Source organism: Wansuia hejianensis (assembly GCF_014337215.1).
Lineage (GTDB): Bacteria > Bacillota > Clostridia > Lachnospirales > Lachnospiraceae > Scatomonas > Scatomonas hejianensis.
In genome coordinates, this window is the sequence record NZ_CP060635.1 from 2,237,288 (window position 1) to 2,253,786 (window position 16,499).

The 16,499-nt window shown below is 49.5% G+C and carries 20 protein-coding genes; 8 read left to right on the forward strand and 12 right to left on the reverse strand.

Going from position 1 to position 16,499, the window contains the following annotated elements:
• Positions 1–59: 59 nt before the first annotated feature.
• From H9Q79_RS10335 to H9Q79_RS10350, 4 genes are read right to left on the reverse strand one after another with little or no spacing between them, the layout of a single operon-like run.
• Entirely contained in the window at positions 60–1,238 is a 1,179-nt protein-coding gene (locus tag H9Q79_RS10335; protein WP_249328231.1) for an electron transfer flavoprotein subunit alpha, read from the reverse strand.
• A 12-nt stretch (positions 1,239–1,250) separates the two neighbouring features.
• A complete protein-coding gene (gene etfB / locus H9Q79_RS10340; RefSeq protein ID WP_249328232.1) occupies positions 1,251–2,036 on the reverse strand; it encodes an electron transfer flavoprotein subunit beta in 786 nt (261 codons plus the stop codon).
• Between the two features lie 12 nt (positions 2,037–2,048).
• Positions 2,049–3,203 (reverse strand): acyl-CoA dehydrogenase family protein, encoded by a 1,155-nt coding sequence (locus H9Q79_RS10345; RefSeq protein ID WP_330596795.1) that lies wholly within the window; start codon positions 3,201–3,203, stop codon positions 2,049–2,051.
• Between the two features lie 45 nt (positions 3,204–3,248).
• Complete coding sequence (locus H9Q79_RS10350; protein WP_249328233.1) at positions 3,249–4,799, reverse strand: acyl CoA:acetate/3-ketoacid CoA transferase; 1,551 nt, start codon at positions 4,797–4,799, stop codon at positions 3,249–3,251.
• Positions 4,800–4,999: 200 nt separating this feature from the next.
• On the opposite strand from H9Q79_RS10350, the gene H9Q79_RS10355 reads away from it, so the two are divergent.
• A complete protein-coding gene (locus H9Q79_RS10355; RefSeq protein ID WP_249328234.1) occupies positions 5,000–5,968 on the forward strand; it encodes a sugar-binding transcriptional regulator in 969 nt (322 codons plus the stop codon).
• 60 nt (positions 5,969–6,028) lie between these two features.
• The gene (locus H9Q79_RS10360; protein ID WP_118647839.1) at positions 6,029–6,787 is read left to right on the forward strand and encodes an epoxyqueuosine reductase; all 759 of its coding nucleotides are present in this window, start codon (positions 6,029–6,031) and stop codon (positions 6,785–6,787) included.
• Between the two features lie 73 nt (positions 6,788–6,860).
• Here the strand turns inward: H9Q79_RS10360 and H9Q79_RS10365 are convergent, their stop codons facing one another.
• The 4 genes from H9Q79_RS10365 to H9Q79_RS10380 all read right to left on the reverse strand — a co-directional run bounded on the left by H9Q79_RS10365 (position 6,861) and on the right by H9Q79_RS10380 (position 10,112).
• Positions 6,861–7,058 (reverse strand): DUF3847 domain-containing protein, encoded by a 198-nt coding sequence (locus tag H9Q79_RS10365; RefSeq protein ID WP_118647837.1) that lies wholly within the window; start codon positions 7,056–7,058, stop codon positions 6,861–6,863.
• 351 nt (positions 7,059–7,409) lie between these two features.
• Positions 7,410–9,353 (reverse strand): DUF4368 domain-containing protein, encoded by a 1,944-nt coding sequence (locus tag H9Q79_RS10370; protein ID WP_118647835.1) that lies wholly within the window; start codon positions 9,351–9,353, stop codon positions 7,410–7,412.
• Complete coding sequence (locus tag H9Q79_RS10375; RefSeq protein ID WP_118647833.1) at positions 9,350–9,565, reverse strand: transposon-encoded TnpW family protein; 216 nt, start codon at positions 9,563–9,565, stop codon at positions 9,350–9,352. The genes H9Q79_RS10370 and H9Q79_RS10375 overlap by 4 nt, the downstream gene beginning before the upstream one ends.
• Before the next feature lie 169 nt (positions 9,566–9,734).
• Positions 9,735–10,112, reverse strand: a complete 378-nt coding sequence (locus H9Q79_RS10380) for a cysteine-rich VLP protein (protein WP_118647831.1) — start codon at positions 10,110–10,112, stop codon at positions 9,735–9,737.
• A 152-nt stretch (positions 10,113–10,264) separates the two neighbouring features.
• Between H9Q79_RS10380 and H9Q79_RS10385 the strand changes: the two genes are divergently transcribed.
• The 4 genes from H9Q79_RS10385 (at position 10,265) to H9Q79_RS10400 (ending at position 13,317) form a co-directional block, all read left to right on the forward strand.
• Positions 10,265–11,017 carry a hypothetical protein gene (locus H9Q79_RS10385; protein ID WP_249328235.1) on the forward strand — a complete coding sequence of 251 codons (753 nt, stop codon included), beginning with the start codon at positions 10,265–10,267 and terminating at the stop codon, positions 11,015–11,017.
• Positions 11,018–11,079: 62 nt separating this feature from the next.
• Positions 11,080–11,250, forward strand: coding sequence for a DUF6429 family protein (locus H9Q79_RS10390; RefSeq protein ID WP_249328236.1), 171 nt, complete (start codon positions 11,080–11,082; stop codon positions 11,248–11,250).
• Positions 11,251–11,362: 112 nt separating this feature from the next.
• Positions 11,363–12,274 carry a hypothetical protein gene (locus H9Q79_RS10395; RefSeq protein WP_118647829.1) on the forward strand — a complete coding sequence of 304 codons (912 nt, stop codon included), beginning with the start codon at positions 11,363–11,365 and terminating at the stop codon, positions 12,272–12,274.
• Positions 12,275–12,291: 17 nt separating this feature from the next.
• Positions 12,292–13,317, forward strand: coding sequence for a virulence RhuM family protein (locus tag H9Q79_RS10400; protein ID WP_249328237.1), 1,026 nt, complete (start codon positions 12,292–12,294; stop codon positions 13,315–13,317).
• A 51-nt stretch (positions 13,318–13,368) separates the two neighbouring features.
• Here the strand turns inward: H9Q79_RS10400 and H9Q79_RS10405 are convergent, their stop codons facing one another.
• Positions 13,369–13,740 (reverse strand): TnpV protein, encoded by a 372-nt coding sequence (locus H9Q79_RS10405; RefSeq protein ID WP_118647827.1) that lies wholly within the window; start codon positions 13,738–13,740, stop codon positions 13,369–13,371.
• 182 nt (positions 13,741–13,922) lie between these two features.
• Here H9Q79_RS10405 and H9Q79_RS10410 point away from each other — a divergent pair, with 182 nt between their 5' ends.
• A complete protein-coding gene (locus H9Q79_RS10410; RefSeq protein ID WP_118648888.1) occupies positions 13,923–14,249 on the forward strand; it encodes a transposase in 327 nt (108 codons plus the stop codon).
• Between the two features lie 2 nt (positions 14,250–14,251).
• The gene (locus H9Q79_RS10415; RefSeq protein WP_249328238.1) at positions 14,252–15,160 is read left to right on the forward strand and encodes an IS3 family transposase; all 909 of its coding nucleotides are present in this window, start codon (positions 14,252–14,254) and stop codon (positions 15,158–15,160) included.
• Here H9Q79_RS10415 and H9Q79_RS10420 read toward each other — a convergent pair.
• The 3 genes from H9Q79_RS10420 to H9Q79_RS10430 all read right to left on the reverse strand — a co-directional run bounded on the left by H9Q79_RS10420 (position 15,111) and on the right by H9Q79_RS10430 (position 16,401).
• The gene (locus H9Q79_RS10420; RefSeq protein ID WP_249328239.1) at positions 15,111–15,398 is read right to left on the reverse strand and encodes a hypothetical protein; all 288 of its coding nucleotides are present in this window, start codon (positions 15,396–15,398) and stop codon (positions 15,111–15,113) included. The two genes, H9Q79_RS10415 and H9Q79_RS10420, sit on opposite strands and share 50 nt — an antisense overlap.
• Before the next feature lie 30 nt (positions 15,399–15,428).
• Positions 15,429–15,737 carry a replication initiator protein A gene (locus H9Q79_RS10425; protein WP_249328240.1) on the reverse strand — a complete coding sequence of 103 codons (309 nt, stop codon included), beginning with the start codon at positions 15,735–15,737 and terminating at the stop codon, positions 15,429–15,431.
• A 286-nt stretch (positions 15,738–16,023) separates the two neighbouring features.
• Complete coding sequence (locus H9Q79_RS10430; protein ID WP_118648868.1) at positions 16,024–16,401, reverse strand: cysteine-rich VLP domain-containing protein; 378 nt, start codon at positions 16,399–16,401, stop codon at positions 16,024–16,026.
• Between the last annotated feature and the right edge of the window lie 98 nt (positions 16,402–16,499).

Here is a 16,499-nt window from a genome sequence, read left to right on the forward strand (position 1 = left end):
CAGCAATCATAAAAGGCTATGCCTTCGGAAGCAATTCCCGGAGGCATAGCCTTTTATAATTAACCCAGCGCCTCCATAAGCTCCGGAATCACCCGGTAGAGATCACCCACGATTCCATAGTCTGCCACCTCAAAAATCGGCGCATTTTCATTTTTATTAATCGCTATGATATAGTCGGAATTCTGCATACCGGCCAGATGCTGTATGGCGCCGGAAATTCCGCAGGCGATGTAGACAGCCGGCTTTACCGTCGTTCCCGTCTGGCCCACCTGATAGGAAGGGGCGATCCATCCCGCATCCACACAGGCTCTGGAAGAGGCGACCACTCCGCCCAGCCTGTCTGCCAGCTCTTTCAACAGTTTGAACCCTTCCGCCGAACCCAGCCCCATACCTCCGGCCACGATGATTTTTGCGTCCGTCAGAGATACTTTTTCTCCAACACTTTTTATAATATCCAGAATTTTAGTAGGAATCTCGTCCTCTGTAAACGTTATGGGCAGGTCGATGAGCGCTCCTGTCCGGCCGCCGTCCCGGACACTTTTCTGCATGACTCCGGGCCTGACTGTCGACATCTGCGGCCGATGGGACGGACAGATGATCGTCGCCATCAGATTCCCTCCGAAGGCCGGCCGGGTCTGCTGAAGCCTCCGGTTTTCCCGGTCGATTTCCAGCTTCGTGCAGTCAGCCGTCAGCCCGGTTCCTGCCTTAACTGCCAGGCATGGCCCCAGGTCCCTGCCTATGTGGGTCGCCCCCAGAAGCACCACTTCAGGCTTATATCGTTCAATCGCCTCAAAAATAACACGCGAATAGCTTTCCGTCCGGTAATGCTTAAGAATCTCGTGGTCAGCCACATATACCTTGTCGGCTCCGCAGGCGATCAGCTCCTCTGCCTGCTCCCGGATACCGCAGCCGCAGAGCACCGCGCACAGCTCTGTCTCCAGCTCGTCAGCCAGCTTCCGTCCTTCTCCGAGCAGCTCAAATACCACACTCTGGATCTCATTGTCCCGTTGTTCCGCGAACACCCAGACTCCCCGGTAGGCGCTGACATCGGCTGCCTTCTTTTCAGGAGACGTCTTTTCTATCGCGTCAAAAGGGCAGTTTTCTATACAATTTCCGCACTCCGTGCAGCCCATGCCAATCACTGCCTTTTGACCTTTTACCTGAATCGCGTCAAAGGGGCAGTTTTTTTCGCAGAGAGCACAGCCTTTACATTTTTCTTCAATCACACGTATTGCCACAGCTTTATCCTCCTATATCAAATGCTTCTCATGCAGCCTGGAAACCAGCGTTTCCGCAATTTCCCGGGGTGTCCCCTGCAGCCTCTCGCCCTTTCCCTTCGCCGGAGGAGTAAAGGAACGCAGAACCTGGGTCGGAGAAGCGCTCAGGCCGCAATCTGCCGCGTCCAGCCCCACATCCTCGTGGTTCCACACCGTTATTTCTTGTTTAAAAGCATCCACAATTCCCCAGGTGGTCATATAGCGCGGCTCATTCAGCTCTTTAATAACCGTGAGAAGACACGGTCGCCGCACCCGGATGATCTCGCAGCCGTCTTCCATATTCCGTTCCGCGATGATTCCGTCTTCCTCCAGCCGGATATCCTGTACATAAGTCACAACGGGCAGCCCCAGCCTGCTGGCTGTCTGAGGCCCTACCTGCGCGGTATCCCCGTCTATGGCCTGTCTCCCGGCAAACACCAGATCCACATCCTGAATCTTCCGGATTCCCGCGGCAAGAGTTGTGGACGTGGCACAGGTATCTGCGCCGCCAAAAGCCCGGTCGCTGAGCAAATAGGCATGATCCGCCCCCATAGCCAGACATTCTCTGAGCATATACGCCGCCTGAGGCGGCCCCATGGTGAGCACCTCCACGGCCACATCCTCATAGAGGTCCTTCAGCTCTAGCGCCGCCTCCAGGGCGTTTGCGTCATCCGGGTTCAAAATGCTGGGCACACCGTCACGGATCAAAGTCCCTTTTACCGGGTCAATGCGCACCTCGTTCGTATCCGGCACCTGTTTTACACATACAACTATCTTCATCCTCTCTGCCTCCTACTTAAAAAGCTGACCGCTGATTACGATCTGCTGAACCTGTGACGTGCCCTCATAAATCGTAAATATCCTGCAGTCACGGTACAGCCGTTCTACTTTATAATCCTTTGTGAATCCATAGCCCCCATGGATCTGCACAGCCTTCGCGCAAATCTCATTGCAGGCCTCTGAAGCATAATATTTCGCCATGGAGCATTCCATAGAGGCAGGCTGATTCATATCCTTGAGATAAGCCGCGCGGTAAACGAGACTTCTGGCCGCCTCAAGCTTCGTGGCCATTTCCGCCGCCATAAAACGCAGCGCCTGGAATTTTTCCAGAGGCTGTCCGAACTGTTTTCTTTCCTTCATATATTTCACCGTTTCCTCAAGGGCGGCCCCCGCCACGCCGATGGACTGGGCGGCCACGCCGATCCTTCCATAGTCCAGCGTCTTCATGGCGTTCAGGAACCCTTTATTTTTCTCTCCCAGCATATCCTCCCTGGGAACCCTCACGTCCTCCAGGATGATATCACTCACTGAATCCCCGATCAGGCCCATGGTCCGCTCCGGCTTTCCGGTAGAGACGCCGGGAGCGTGCATATCCACAATAAAGGCCGAAATTCCTCTGGCCCCTCTCTGTGCAGGATCGGTTTTGGCGTAAATGATCGCGTAGTCCGCCTCCGGCGCCTCTGTGATAAAGGCTTTTCTCCCGTTCAGCACATAGCAGCCGCCGTCTTCCTCAGCCAGTGTCTGTGTCCCTCCTGCATCTGATCCGGCGCCGGGTTCGGTGAGGCCGAAGGCCATCCTCTTCTCCCCCTTTGCCACAGGCACCAGATATTTCCGGAGCTGTTCCTCTGTTCCCGACAGAAGCAGCGGCCCCCCTCCCAGAGAGTTCGGGGAATTCATGTAGATGCTTGCTGTCGCACTGACCCTGGCGAATTCTTCCAGGACGGCCACATACCCCCGGTTATCGCTGCCGGCGCCTCCATATTCTCTGGGAATCTTAACACCGTAAAATCCGGCTTTCCCCATTTTCACCTTTAATTCTTCCGGAAACACTCCGCTTTCCTCAATTTCGTCCAGGACTTCCTTTGTAAATTCTTTTTCGCAGAAGTCTCTGGCAAGCTTACGGAGCAATTCATGCTCTTCCGTAAAATATTCTTTATATTCCATCATTCTATCCTCCTGTCCATAACAAGCCCATTTAATGTTTTAGCGGCCCTATTTCAGCACTGGTTCCAGCCCGCCCCAGGTTTCTTCAAACAGGCGGGCATCCATCAGCCGCAGCTTGTCTGAAACGGCCGGTATAAAATCCATCTGGTCCAGTATATCCCTCTGCAGGTCTGCGCCGGGAGCAATCTCTGTCAGCACCATTTTCCCGTCAAGCAGACGGAAGACACACCGTTCTGTCACATACAGAACCTCCTGCCCTTTGGCATATTTTCCACTGAAGGATACCTGCTGTACCCTTTTCAGAAACTTCTTTCCTGTTCCCTCCCGCCCGATCACCAGACAGCCGTCCTGAATGGATTCCTCCGCTTTCGCACAGAACAGCCCTGCAAACACAACCTTCTTAGACCCCTGCGTGATATTAATAAAACCGCCTGGCCCGTTCAGCCGGCTGCCAAATTTGCTGACGTTTATATTCCCTTCCTCATCCGCCTGGGCCAGCCCCAGGACTGCCAGGTCAATGCCGCCTCCGTCATAAAAATCAAACATGGACCCGTGGTCGACGATCGCTTCCGCATTATAAGAGCTGCCGAAATTCGGCACGCCCGCAGGCACGCCTCCAAAGGCTCCTATTTCCGTCGTGAGTGTGATGCTGTCTATGTAGCCTTCCTCCGATATGATACTGGCCACATCTGCCGGGATGCCAAAGCCCAGGTTGACCAGGCTGCCCTTCCTCACCTCAGCGGCCGCCCGTCGGGCAATCACCTTCTTAGGGTTCAGCGGCAGCACCGGCAGGGCATCCAGAGGCTTCCGGATATTTCCTGCAAATGCAGGCTCATAATAGGTGCCTTCCGTCTGCCAGCACGCTCTCTGATCCGTGGCCACCACCACATAATCCACAAGCGCACCCGGGATCTTCACATCCTTAGGCTTAATCGTCCCCTTTTGTGTGGCATACTCCACCTGTACGATAACTATGCCTCCGCTGTTTTTCGCGGCCTGTGCCACCGCATAGCCTTCATTGATAGAAGCCTCCTTCTCAAAGGAAATGTTACCGTTTTCATCTGCTGTCGTTCCCCGGAGCAGCGCCACATCCAGCGGAAATGCTTTATAAAACAAGTATTCTTCTCCCTGGAATTCCACCAGCTCCACCAGATCCTCCTTCGTAACCTCGTTCATCTTGCCGCCTTCCAGCCGCGGGTCCACAAAGGTCCCAAGCCCTACCTTCGTCAGAAGGCCGGGCCTGTGGGCCGCAATCTCCCGCCACAGATTCACGATGACGCCCTGAGGAAGGCAATGGCAGGCAATTTTGTTCGCCCGCACCAGGTCATTCAGCGCAAATGCAGAACCCACCAGCGCCGACGACCATTTACTGACCAGCCCCTCTATGCCCAGGCAGGTAATCCCCCTGTCATGCCAGTCTCCCATCGCACTCCCCTGTTTCAGAGTGAGATTTTTGGGATGCCCCGTCTTCTTAAAACGCTCTGCGACCGCCACCGCGACCTCCTCCGGCCATCCGGACAATCCCATGCCGGCCACCCCCACCGTGGCTCCGTCTTTAATCTTTTCTGCAGCTTCCGCTGCCGTCACAAACAATGCCATAACCTCCTCCTTACTGCTCATAAATTCTCAATCTTCTTCTGCCACAGGCTCTTAATTTATATTAACATTCTTCTTTTGAGCAAATTATTTTTGGTTAATTAAGCACCTTTGTGCTTTTCTTGCAATTTTTTAGCATATGATATATTATGGGTATAAAGGAACGAATAAGTTCATTACCAGAGTTAAAGGAGCGATTATCATTGAATCCAAAAGAAATGAAAAAATATAGTCTGCTCGCAGAAGTGGCCTGTGATTATTATGAAAGAGGACTGAGCCAGAACGAAATCGCTGAGCGCATCTGCCTGTCCCGAACGCGGGTTTCCCGTCTTCTGAAAGAGGCGGAAGAAGCCGGAATCGTCCAGGTCTCCATTAATTATAACTTTGAGCGGCACTATGAATTGGAAGAACGAATCAAAAGTCTCTTTTCTGTCAAGAATGTCCGCGTGCTTAATAACCGCAACCGGCCGAAAGACCGCATCCAGGCTGATGTAGGCTGTCTCGGAGCTTCCTACATCATGGAATCTCTGAAAAAAGACATGGTAATCGGCACTTCATGGGGCACAACTCTCGCTGACACGATCAAGCACATCAAACCGGCCCCGTTCCCGGTGCATGTGGTCCAGCTGATGGGTTCTGTACCCTGTAACTCACCAAACCACACTCCTCAGGGGATCGTGTCCACGATGGCAGAGTTATTCCAGTGCCAGGGTAGCTTCCTGAATCTTCCTCTGTACATACATGACGACTATGCCCGTCAGGTGATCTGTAATGACATAAATAACAAGAAAATTATAAACCAGGGAATGTTTTCAGATATGATACTGACCAGCATAAGCGCTGTAGAGACCATCAGCCAGCAAGACTTCTGGCTGGGCTATATGACTCCGGAAATGTACCAGGAAATCTGCAGCAAAGGAGCCGTAGGAGCCATGTTCGCCCGCTTCTTTGACAGGAGCGGCAACGAAGTGGACTGTTCCTGGAATCACCGCTGCATCAGTATCTCCTTCGACCATATCAAGGGCGTGCCCGACGTGGTAGTCATCGCTTCCGGGCGGCAGAAGGCGACAGCCATCTCCTATGCCCTGAAGGCCAGCCTGATCAACACGCTGATCACGGACGGGACAACCGCCAGCGCCATACTGGGATTGAATCCCAAGAATCAAGTGTAATACCACGAACATATCCTTAATGGATATATAAGAATATAATTTGTATGCGGAGGCCTGACTATGATAAAGGATAAGATCTATTCAAAAGCAAAAGAACTAAGGGTGAATCTCGTGCGGACCTGTGACGCAGAACAATGGGAACGGCTGCCGGTCCAGCCGCCGGAGTTCTGGCCTCAAAATATTTGGCCCTGGTCGAAAAAGGTTATTTGTCTGGGGATCCCCTTATTTGCACCTATGATCGATTCTACCCCGTCAATGGTATATCAGGAGCTATATGATACAAGCAACAGAATCCTGGATGATATATCCTATCATCTGACGAATTACATAGTGAATACTTTAGGATATAAAGCAGTCTGGTTTCCGAGAGACTGTTACTATAGCATTGATGTTTTGCTGGATAATCCAAACGCGGCGTTTTCTCACGTGATTGCCGCGTACTATGCGGGGATGGGTACAATCGGAGACAGCCATAATTTAATTACAAAGGAATTTGGCCCCAGAGTGAGAATTGTTTCAATTATTACCGATGCGCCCATAGACAGCGACCCCATGCTTAAAGGCGATCTCTGCCTTCACTGTGGTAAATGCCTGAAAGCCTGTCCCAGCAAATGTTTTACAAATCCCGGCCCTGATAAAATCTATACTATGGATAAGATCGCCTGCACGGCATACAATGCAGAAGTCAAAAACCAGCACCATTGGCCTTGCGGAATGTGCATTGATGTATGTCCCGTGGGCGAAGATCTTAAAACTTATAAAGGTACTGACAGAGTCACAAGCAGTGGGATCACTCATCTGCAGAGCTTCGGTTCATAAATTCACAGGCAACGGCACTGATCCATCAATGATAAAAGGTAACCGCCATTACCCGGAGCGCCTCCATAACACTTTATCGTAATGCCCAATAAAGAAAATCCTCCAGCTTCGTCAAATCCATGTCAGCAGCAGACGGATAGACTTTTTCCAATATAGCGCCTTCTTGAATCAGCCGCCGTGTCCGTGCCTTGCGTTCTTTCTGCCGGTCACGCATCTGCGCTTCCTCCAGCCGGTGCTCAGCCTGTAATAGTTTCTTCTCGTTATCGGTCATAGAACATCCTCCTTTGGTATTAAAATAGGGTTAATTGATTTCGGCGTAATACCAAATATCCTCCCGTTTGGTATCATGCTTTTTCTGTAAATATTAGTAATAGCAAAAATGCCTCTGTTTGGTATCGCAGCCATACCAAACAAGGGGCGAAAGCAGTAATAAAAACCATCTCAAAAAAGAAGAAGCGGATCGACATACATCAATCCGCTTTCCATATCATTATGCTGTTTTCTGTTTCATCTTTTTAGAAGATTTGGCCGTCTTCAACACCGGCACAGTGCTTGCCGCTCTCTTTGCCATATTGCGTTCCTTCTGCATTTCCCGGTTTGCCTACGTCCTACACTCATCACATCAGTATTTCACATTATTTCTCGTTGTGGTAAAGGCTTTGCCGCAGTTCTCGCAGACGCATTCCCGCTTTCGGTTTTCCGCCGCTTCCTGCCGGTAAAATTTTGCCCGGCAGTTTGGGCCGCAGAACAGCGTGTTTGACCGTCTGGATTCAAACTCTTTCCCACAGCATTTACAGGTCAGCCTGAACGGCTGTCCCACAGCGTGTTCACCGGCTTTGATTTTCTGATACCGTTCCCGGCTTTTTATGCGGTGTCGTTTAAGCAGCTCCTGCCGCTTGATTTCCTCCGGCGTCAGTTCCGGGGCGGGCAGTTCAAACCGTCCGATGAATTTCAGGTAAATCTCCACCTCCTGCACCCGATCCCCGTCGATCTTCTCCGGGGCATGGACAATAATCTTGTCAATAAACTCGTTGATCATCGGAGTGGTCAGCTCGGAAAAATCAGTGTATTTCTTTGCCAGCGAAAGGAACTGCGCCGCACGGTCGGTATCTTCCTCAAAAGCGGATACCTGCTGTTCGGCCTCCGCAGCCGATATTTGAAGCGATTTCTGTTCCGCTTCATACTCTGCCAGAAGACTGTCAAAGCGATCTTCTGAAATGCGCCCGACAGCAAAGGATTCGTAGAGCTTTTTGATGATGGTATCCAGCTCGGCAATGCGCTTTTTGTCCTTGCTTAGTTTCCGCTTGGCTTCCTTTGCGGCTTCCGCCTGCCGTATCCGGGAAGCGGAGCGTACCTTTTTCATAAATTCATCCTGATTGGTAATGGCAAAGGTACTTGCTGTACGGATGGTTTCCAGAATCAGCTCTCTGACCGCTTTTGTCCGAATATAGTGGCCGCTGCAAGCGTGGGTGCGCTTTTGGTGTGCCAGCGTATAGGAGGAGCAGTCAAAGAAGTCTGACGGGTACGGCTTTTTCGCTGTACCGCCTCTGGAGCGGTGGTTATACATCTTTTCGCCGCAGTCGGCGCAGCACAAAAGCCCGGTCAGAGGATTTGCCTCGCCGATGGTGTCAATGCGTTTGGGCGTTTTCCGCAGCTTCTGCGCCAGCTCCCATGTCTCCTTATCCACAATAGCTTCGTGGGTGTTTTCAAAAATCAGCCATCCATCTTTTGGGTTAGGGACACTGCTCTTATCCTTATAGGATACCTTGTGAGAACGGAAGTTCACTGTATGTCCCATATACTCCTGCTTGGATAAAATCTGCCCGACCATATAGCCGCTCCAGTTATACGGGTTGGGAAATTCCTTCCTGCTCTTCCAGACGCCCATTCCTTTTTTGCCGAAGTAAACGGCGGGCGTTTCCACTTGCTCATCAAAGAGGATGCGGGCAATCTCATACGGGCCGTTTCCCTCAATGGTCAGGCAGAATATCTTGCGGACAACTGCGGCGGCTTCCTTGTCGATCAGCCAGTGGTATTTGTTCTGTGGATCTTTTTTGTATCCGTAAATAGCAATATTGGTGGTCGGCTTGCCGGATTCGCCTTTCACCCGGACAGCGGCTTTCTGCTTGCAGCTCAGATCCCCTAAATACCACTCGTTCATGATATTCAGGAAAGGCGCAAACTCATTGCTGTTCTGGTCGTTGCTGTCCACACTATTTGCAATGGCAACAAAGTGTACGCCGTGCTGCCGGAAAAACACCTCAGTATAAAAGCCGGTTTGCAGATAATCACGCCCCGCCCGGCTCATATCCTTTACGATGACGTGCGCTACTTTCCCAGCCTCAATATCCGCAATCAAATCTTTCCATGCCGGGCGGTCAAAATTGCCGCCCGAATACCCGTCGTCGGTGTAGTGGACAAGATTTTCGTAGCCCTGCTGGCGGGCATAGGTTTCGAGGTATTTTTTCTGATTGATGATTGAATTGCTGTCCCCGGTCAGTTCATCGTCACGGGACAGCCTTTCGTATAATGCTGTGATCTTTCCTTCCGTCTGTTTCACGCTCATGATGCGCTCCTTTCAGACTTCCGGCTCATTTGTGGCGATTTCATTATATCACAAGTTCCGGCATTTGTAACCGTTTCATTTCGGATCATTCGTAAAATTTTATCTTCCAGCGTTTCCTGTGCCGTTTCACTGAAACACACCCTGACTTTGTAGGTGGTGCCGCCGATCCGGCATGTCATATAGGAAGCGCTACTGTTTTCATTGTTTGCCATAGGCACCTCCTGTTGAAAAATTCATAAAATTTTCGTATAATGTCTTTGGTTCCGGCATGGTGTAACCATTTATGCGGCCGAAAGCGAACATTAGGGATAAATAACCCTGCCGGTGCAGAAATGCCCCCGGAAAAGCCTTGTACCGCAAGGCTTTCCGAGGGCAAAAGCGTTACATCTGCTGTTGTTTTTTCTCCCGGTATTTCCGTACCCGTGCGGCGGTCTGCCTGCGCCGGGCTTCTTCGGCACAGCGCTGTGAACAGTACACCCGTTTCCCGTCAGCCGGGAACGGTTTGCCGCACTGCCTGCAAGCTGTTAATGGCATCGGCTCGCTGTTAAATACAGCTTGCAGCTTTGCGTCGGTCGGCAGCACTGCGCTGCGGAAATACCGGCACAGGGCGCTGTTTGTATAACAGATACCGAACATGGGACAGTTGCAGTCCAACGGCAGACATCCGTATTCCTTGTCGTAGTTGGCGCACAGGGAAGTAATCAGCTTTTTTATCCGCTGCTTTTCCCGGCCTGTCAGTTCACAGTTTTGGCTTGGCATTGGTCATTCCTCCTTCCTCACTGTCGGAAGTAATCTAAAACAAGAGAAACAGATTACCCCCTCACTAAGAGGAGAAATACAGGGCAGTTAGCGGAACTGTTTTTTCGCAACATCAAAGAAATTTTGAACAATATTTCTGAAGGGAGGTTTCTGTGGTGTTTGAAGATGATTATGAAAACGACAGTGATGTCGAACAAGCTGGTTTATCCGGGCAGGCTCATAGGCAGCTTGTAAAAGAGCAGCGTCTCATTGAAGAGCTGGAAACCGATGCCGCAGAACATCCCTTTGAGGAAGATGCCGAAGAGAAAGAGCCGGAACGGAAGAGACTCAGGCGGGAATTGCAAGCGGAAGCCCTTGCCCGTCTGGAGGACGCTGCCAGAACGCAAAAGGATTTTGAAAATGTCATCGCATGGTGGGACAGGCTGGACGCTAACCGGGAGCGCAGGGAACGCTATCACGAGCTCAGCCGCAACGGGGACGATCTTCCGTTAGAATACGGTGTGTCAGTGAATGAGCTCTTTTTCCCGGGCACACTAAACGGGGTGCTGGAAAAGCAGCTCCGAAAAGGGGATTTTCTTGATGTGATTTTCTGCTGTCCCTATGATATACACGAGCTTGTAGCGGAGGAAGAACTGTCACAAATCCTTTTGGAATTGAATGAGGAACACAAGGAATTGCTGTTCCTCTGCGCCGTCCGGTTGTTCAGCTCCACACGGATTGCCAGAATACGGGGACAAAGCGACCGGAATATCCGCAAGGTGCGTGGCACAATGCTCAAAAAGATACGAAAAAAGCTGCTTGCCGCCCTGACGGACAAGGCAGAAAAGCAGCAGCCGATGACCTTGCTGGAAAAAGAATTTTTAAGAGAGTGCGGACTGAAGGTTGATAACGGAACAAAGAAATAGTATAATAGATAATATAAATTCGAGTTATTTAGGTTACAATATTAAGAGAGGCTTAGACTGATATGGGAAATATAAAAGCAGAAGAAGCAATGAGGGAATTAACGCTGATGCTGTTATATCTCTCAAGATTTTCGCAGGGAGAGAAGTTTCACGAGGCAACCGATTTTTATGCGTGGAAAGGCTATGATTTTGATATACTGAACGAAATGGATGATGCGGACTATATCCGGTAAGGTAATCATCCGTCCCGTTCCAAGTCGGTATATATTACGGAAAGCGGCATGGAGCTGGCAAGAAAGCTTTTATCCAAGTACGGCATAAACGATTGGAAACAGGGGTGAGAAAATGACGAACCTTTTTGAACGCACCAGTTCTCAATGGGTGCGGTACAGCGAATATGAATGGAAAGCGGCAGAGGATGGGACTCTGTATCTTACACCCACAAAAGCAGCGCAGCCGGGCATCTACGATCCTCTGGCGGAATACCGGCAGATCGTGCTGGACACCATCGACATCGGGCGCATGGGAATGGCAAAGAAACCGGATACGGAGATCCAGACTGCTATCCGCCAATTTGCTGTAAAGTACGGGCTTTTCGGCCTGATGACCGCACTGCCCACCACACCGGATTTTATGGAATATGAAGCGGTGTACCTGCCGAAAAACCATTTTATAAAAGCAGAAACGATGCCCACCGAAAAATACCTAGAACTTTTCTTTCCCTTTGACAAGCTGGATGTGATTAAACATGGAATCGAATCCATGTGGAATATCGAAAATGACCGTGTGATGATGGCGCTGGCGATGACCATGACGGACAAGCCGATGGCGGTCAATATGAGCTTTCAGTGGGAGTATGCGGAACGGTATGACTGGATGAAGCAGCAGTTCATCGACTGGGCGTTTACCTATGTCAACAGTATGCTTTATTATGAGGATTACGACACATTGAACGAAGATACCCGTCGTCTTATGCAGCAGAGCATGGCAGCCTTTGGCGGCAATGCACCCACCTACCATATTGCTCTGCTGGATAAGCCGACCATTATCTGGGATTTCCATTCCCTGCTTTTGGGCATACAAATGATGTTCAGCTTTATGCTGACCGACAGCAAAAATCCGATCCGCCTTTGCAGGCACTGCACAAAAGCCTTTGTCGCAAGCAGGCCGAGCGCTGTGTTTTGCAGCCCGCAGTGTAAGAATAAGCACAATGTTTACAAGAGCAGGGCAAAGAAAACGAAATCGGAAGATAATTGATGGGATGGTGATATACAATGGCTGAAAATAAAAACAACCAACTACAAATCCGAAACAGCACGGTGGATTTCCTTGTATTTACGAACGACGCTCACGAAGACGGCATTGAAGTCCGTGTGCAGGATCACGATGTATGGCTGACACAAAAGGCAATCGGCCAGCTTTTTGATGTGGACAGAAGCGTTGTTACAAAGCACCTTAAAAATATTTATGAAAGCGGCGAATTGTCCGAAGATGCAACTTGTGCAAATTTTGCACAAGTTGCAGATAACGGGAAAACCTATCAATACAAATTCTATTCGCTGTCCGCTATTATCGCCATCGGCTACCGTGTCAACTCCGGCAGGGCAACACAATTCCGACAATGGGCAACAAAAGTGCTGGACACCTTTGCAAAGCAGGGATATGTCTTAGATAAAAGCAGACTGATCAACGGCCAGATCTTCGATGAGGATTATTTTGACCATCTGATTTCCGAAATACAGGAAATCAGGGCCAGCGAGCGCCGTTTCTACCAGAAAATCACGGATATTTATGCCACTGCCGTTGATTACTCCGTTGACAGTCAGATTACAAAAGATTTTTTTGCGACGGTACAGAACAAGATGCATTATGCCGTTCACGGAAATACCGCAGCGGAGGTTATTGTGGCAAGGGCTGACCACACAAAGGAACATATGGGATTGACTTCATGGCGCAACGCTCCCAATGGAAAGATTGTAAAAGCCGATGTTTCTATCGCAAAAAATTACTTATCCGTTGATGAGATGCAGGAGCTGAACGAGATTGTCACGATGTATCTGGACTATGCCACAAGGCAGGCCAGACGGCATATTCCCATGACAATGGCGGATTGGGCTTCCAAGCTGGATGCGTTTCTGCAATTCAATGACGCTGAAATTTTGCAGGACAAGGGAAAGGTTACTGCGGCAATCGCCAAAGCCTTTGCGGAAAGTGAATTTGAGCAGTACCGGATTATCCAAGATCGTTTGTATCAGAGCGATTTTGACCGTCTTGTAGCCAGCGCAGAGAAAGAAGATTGATGAAGTGGAAAACGCCCGTTATCAGCCATACAGCCGATAACGGGCATCCGATTAAGCATATACAAGTTCAGTCAGAACAATTTCCTCTGCACGGTTGTGAATGCTGTTCAAGCGGCGCACCCATTCCATCTGGTCAGCCGCTTTCAGCGCTTCGGTTACGCCTTCCTGCCTTGCCATAGCAGATAAGATGCTTTCCATACATTCGTTACAGACTTGATCGATTTCCGCCAGATGGCGACGCAAATTGCCTGATGTCAGCAGGTTTGTGTAAAGCACCTTTCGGTGTTCTTTCAGATAACGGCGGCGCATACGCCCGTATTTGCCGATCTGATTATCGCCGATGTCCGGCAGGACGAGATTTGGGATGAGGTAATCGCCCTCCCGACGGTAAGTGCCGCCCATCTGTTCAAACAGGGATTTCATAAAGCAACAGCTCCTTTCTGTGTTGGATTTCAGCGGTTATACGATTTCGCTCCTTTCCTATAACTGCTTTTCAATTCACCACAAATGAGCCGCAGTCATATGTATGGTGTGGTATAAAAAAAGTTGACAACTTATTCTCAAGGATTTCATAATAAAATCGAGAGAATAAGGAGGTATTCAAGATGGCACGTAAATATGACCATGAATACAAAGTACAAGCAGTCAAACTGGCAAAAGAAATCGGTGGAGCCAAAGCCGCTAAAGAATTAGGAATTCCGAAAGGAACGATTCATACATGGCTTAAAGCGGTCAGATCCGGCTCTCTGGATATTGGAGAGGGTTCCCATACCCCTTCCAGTGCAATGAGCCTGGCAGAGGAAATCACGATGCTGCGTAAGCGTGTAAAGGATCAGGATAAGGAAATCCGCCGCCTCAAGGAAGAAAACGAGTTTCTGGAGGAAGCCAGTGCTTTTTTCGCAGCCAGCCGTCGGAAGTCAGCAAAAACCTGAGAATGATGTTCATTGCTCTCAAGACAGAAGACGGCGCACGGAAAGGGAACATTTCTTTCTATTGCCATATGCTAGACGTTAGCCGTCAAGGATTTTACAAATATCTTGCCAACAAAGATCGCCCATGGAAATATCAGGATCTGGCCGAAGCGATGAGAGAAATCTGTAGCGAAGATGAATATAACGATACCTATGGGCGTATCCGTATGTATCAGGTACTGTTGCTGAAGCCTCCGGAAGGAGTCAGCATTCTTGGTGGAAGAACCGTATACAGGGTAATGGAACAAATCGGTCTCAGCCACCGTCCAAAGCGTAAACCAAACGGTATCACGAAAGCAGATCGTGAAGCTATGAAGACTGATGATCTGCTGAAAAGAGATTTCCAATCCGATAGGCCGCTTAAAAAATGTGTTACAGATATCACAGAAATTAAAGCGAAGGATGGGAAACTTTATGTATCAGCTATTTTCGATTGTTTTGATCTTGGAGTTCTCGGTCTTGCAATGGAAACAAACATGAAGGCTGACTTGTGCGTACACACGCTGGATCATGCACTGACTGCCTATCCAACTCTAAGAGGAGCGATTGTCCATTCAGACCGCGGAACACAATACACCAGTGAAATCTATCGCAAAGCAGTTACAAAATACGGGATTTGTCAGAGCATGAACAGTGCCGGTGGGCGGTGCCATGATAACGCTGGCTGCGAAAGTATGTGGGCACGGATGAAGAGCGAATTACTATATAATCGTTATGATACAGAGCAGATGACTGTAGAAGAATTAAAGGTGGTCATATGGCGATACTTTATCAGTTATTGGAATAATCGGAGGATATGCTCCGCCAATGGTGGTCTTCCTCCTATGCTAAAACGCAAGCAGTACTATGATAGTTTGGAGTTGGCAGCATAGTCTGTGTTATCCTTGAGAAAAATGTGTCAACCAATATTGACAATATCACGATCCCTTCCGAGCCTTTTTCCGCAAAGTGGGGAATGACCGTGTAGACGGAGGCACCTTCAAAGTATGTATATTTGCTGTTTCCCAAATCAAAGTGATACGCACCGTCTTTGAAATACTTTTCCATCCGTTCCCCCACAGCGGGGTCAAAGTCTTTCAGCAGTTCATACAGCTTTTGTTCATCAGTCATTGGCGTCCCTCCTTTTGTCAACAGGCAAATTCAATGTGATAATAGCTGGCCTCCGAAGCCCTGTTTCCGGCGGACGATCAGGCCGCAGGATTCTAGTTCGTGAAACGCCCGTGTTGCTACCTGCCTGCTCCGGCGGAGTTTCGCTTTGGCGTCCTCCACAGCGAAGTACAAGCGGATGGTCCCATCCGCTTCGATATAGCCTTTCTTTCTGGAAATCCCTGCCCGGTCCAAAAGCAGGGCGTACAGCACCTTGGCGTCATTGGATAAGTCCAGGGGGATAAGGGAACGTGGGAAAATGATGTAAGACGAAATCTCCGTATCTGTTTTGAATGGGATCATAAATTCTCCTTCCTATCCATCGGCATGATAGATAGATTGATATTGACTGTTTTGTATTTAACTTTTTCTTATTAACTACCGTCTAAATCCGGGCTGTCAGAGAGGCGGGAAAGCTGCGGACTGAAAAACAGGATATGGACGTTTCAGAGCGTCAGCTTTGCCATGTTCTGAAAAACCAATCCTGGATATTCCCGTTTAGGAGGTAAAATGAGGCGGCAGCCTATATGTACGCAGCTTGCTGCCTGTTCGGGAAAATCCCGTTTAGGTCAAGAGCCTGTTCGGACAATTAGAAGTCCGTTTGGGATAGGTATAAGGGATTTATCCCTCTATCCCATTGACCGGCGCTTACAAAGATGGCGGCGCAGGCCTTACAGTATTTTGCCCGGTTGGAACCGGGGAAAAAGGATTGGCCACAGACAGTACACCGTTTATGTTCCTTCCGGTAAAGCAAAGCAGCCGCCAGAGGTTCATCCAAGGGCAGGACAGCGGCACGGAACCACCTGCACAGCAGGGAGTAGGAAATGCTCTGTACGCACACGCATTCTTCTCCATCGTCAAGGGCAAGGCAGTTCCCGCTCTCATAGTTGCAGCACTGATGAACCAGCTTTCTGGCTCTGCGGTACTGGGAATAGGTCATGATGGGGATTTTTTCTTTGATTTCCATCGCCTCATTTCAGGCTGTTAAAAAACTCTCCCTATCTATCTGTACATTTTGAAAGCAAAATGACACCCCCTTTTGAAAATAAATTTGAGATGGCTCAA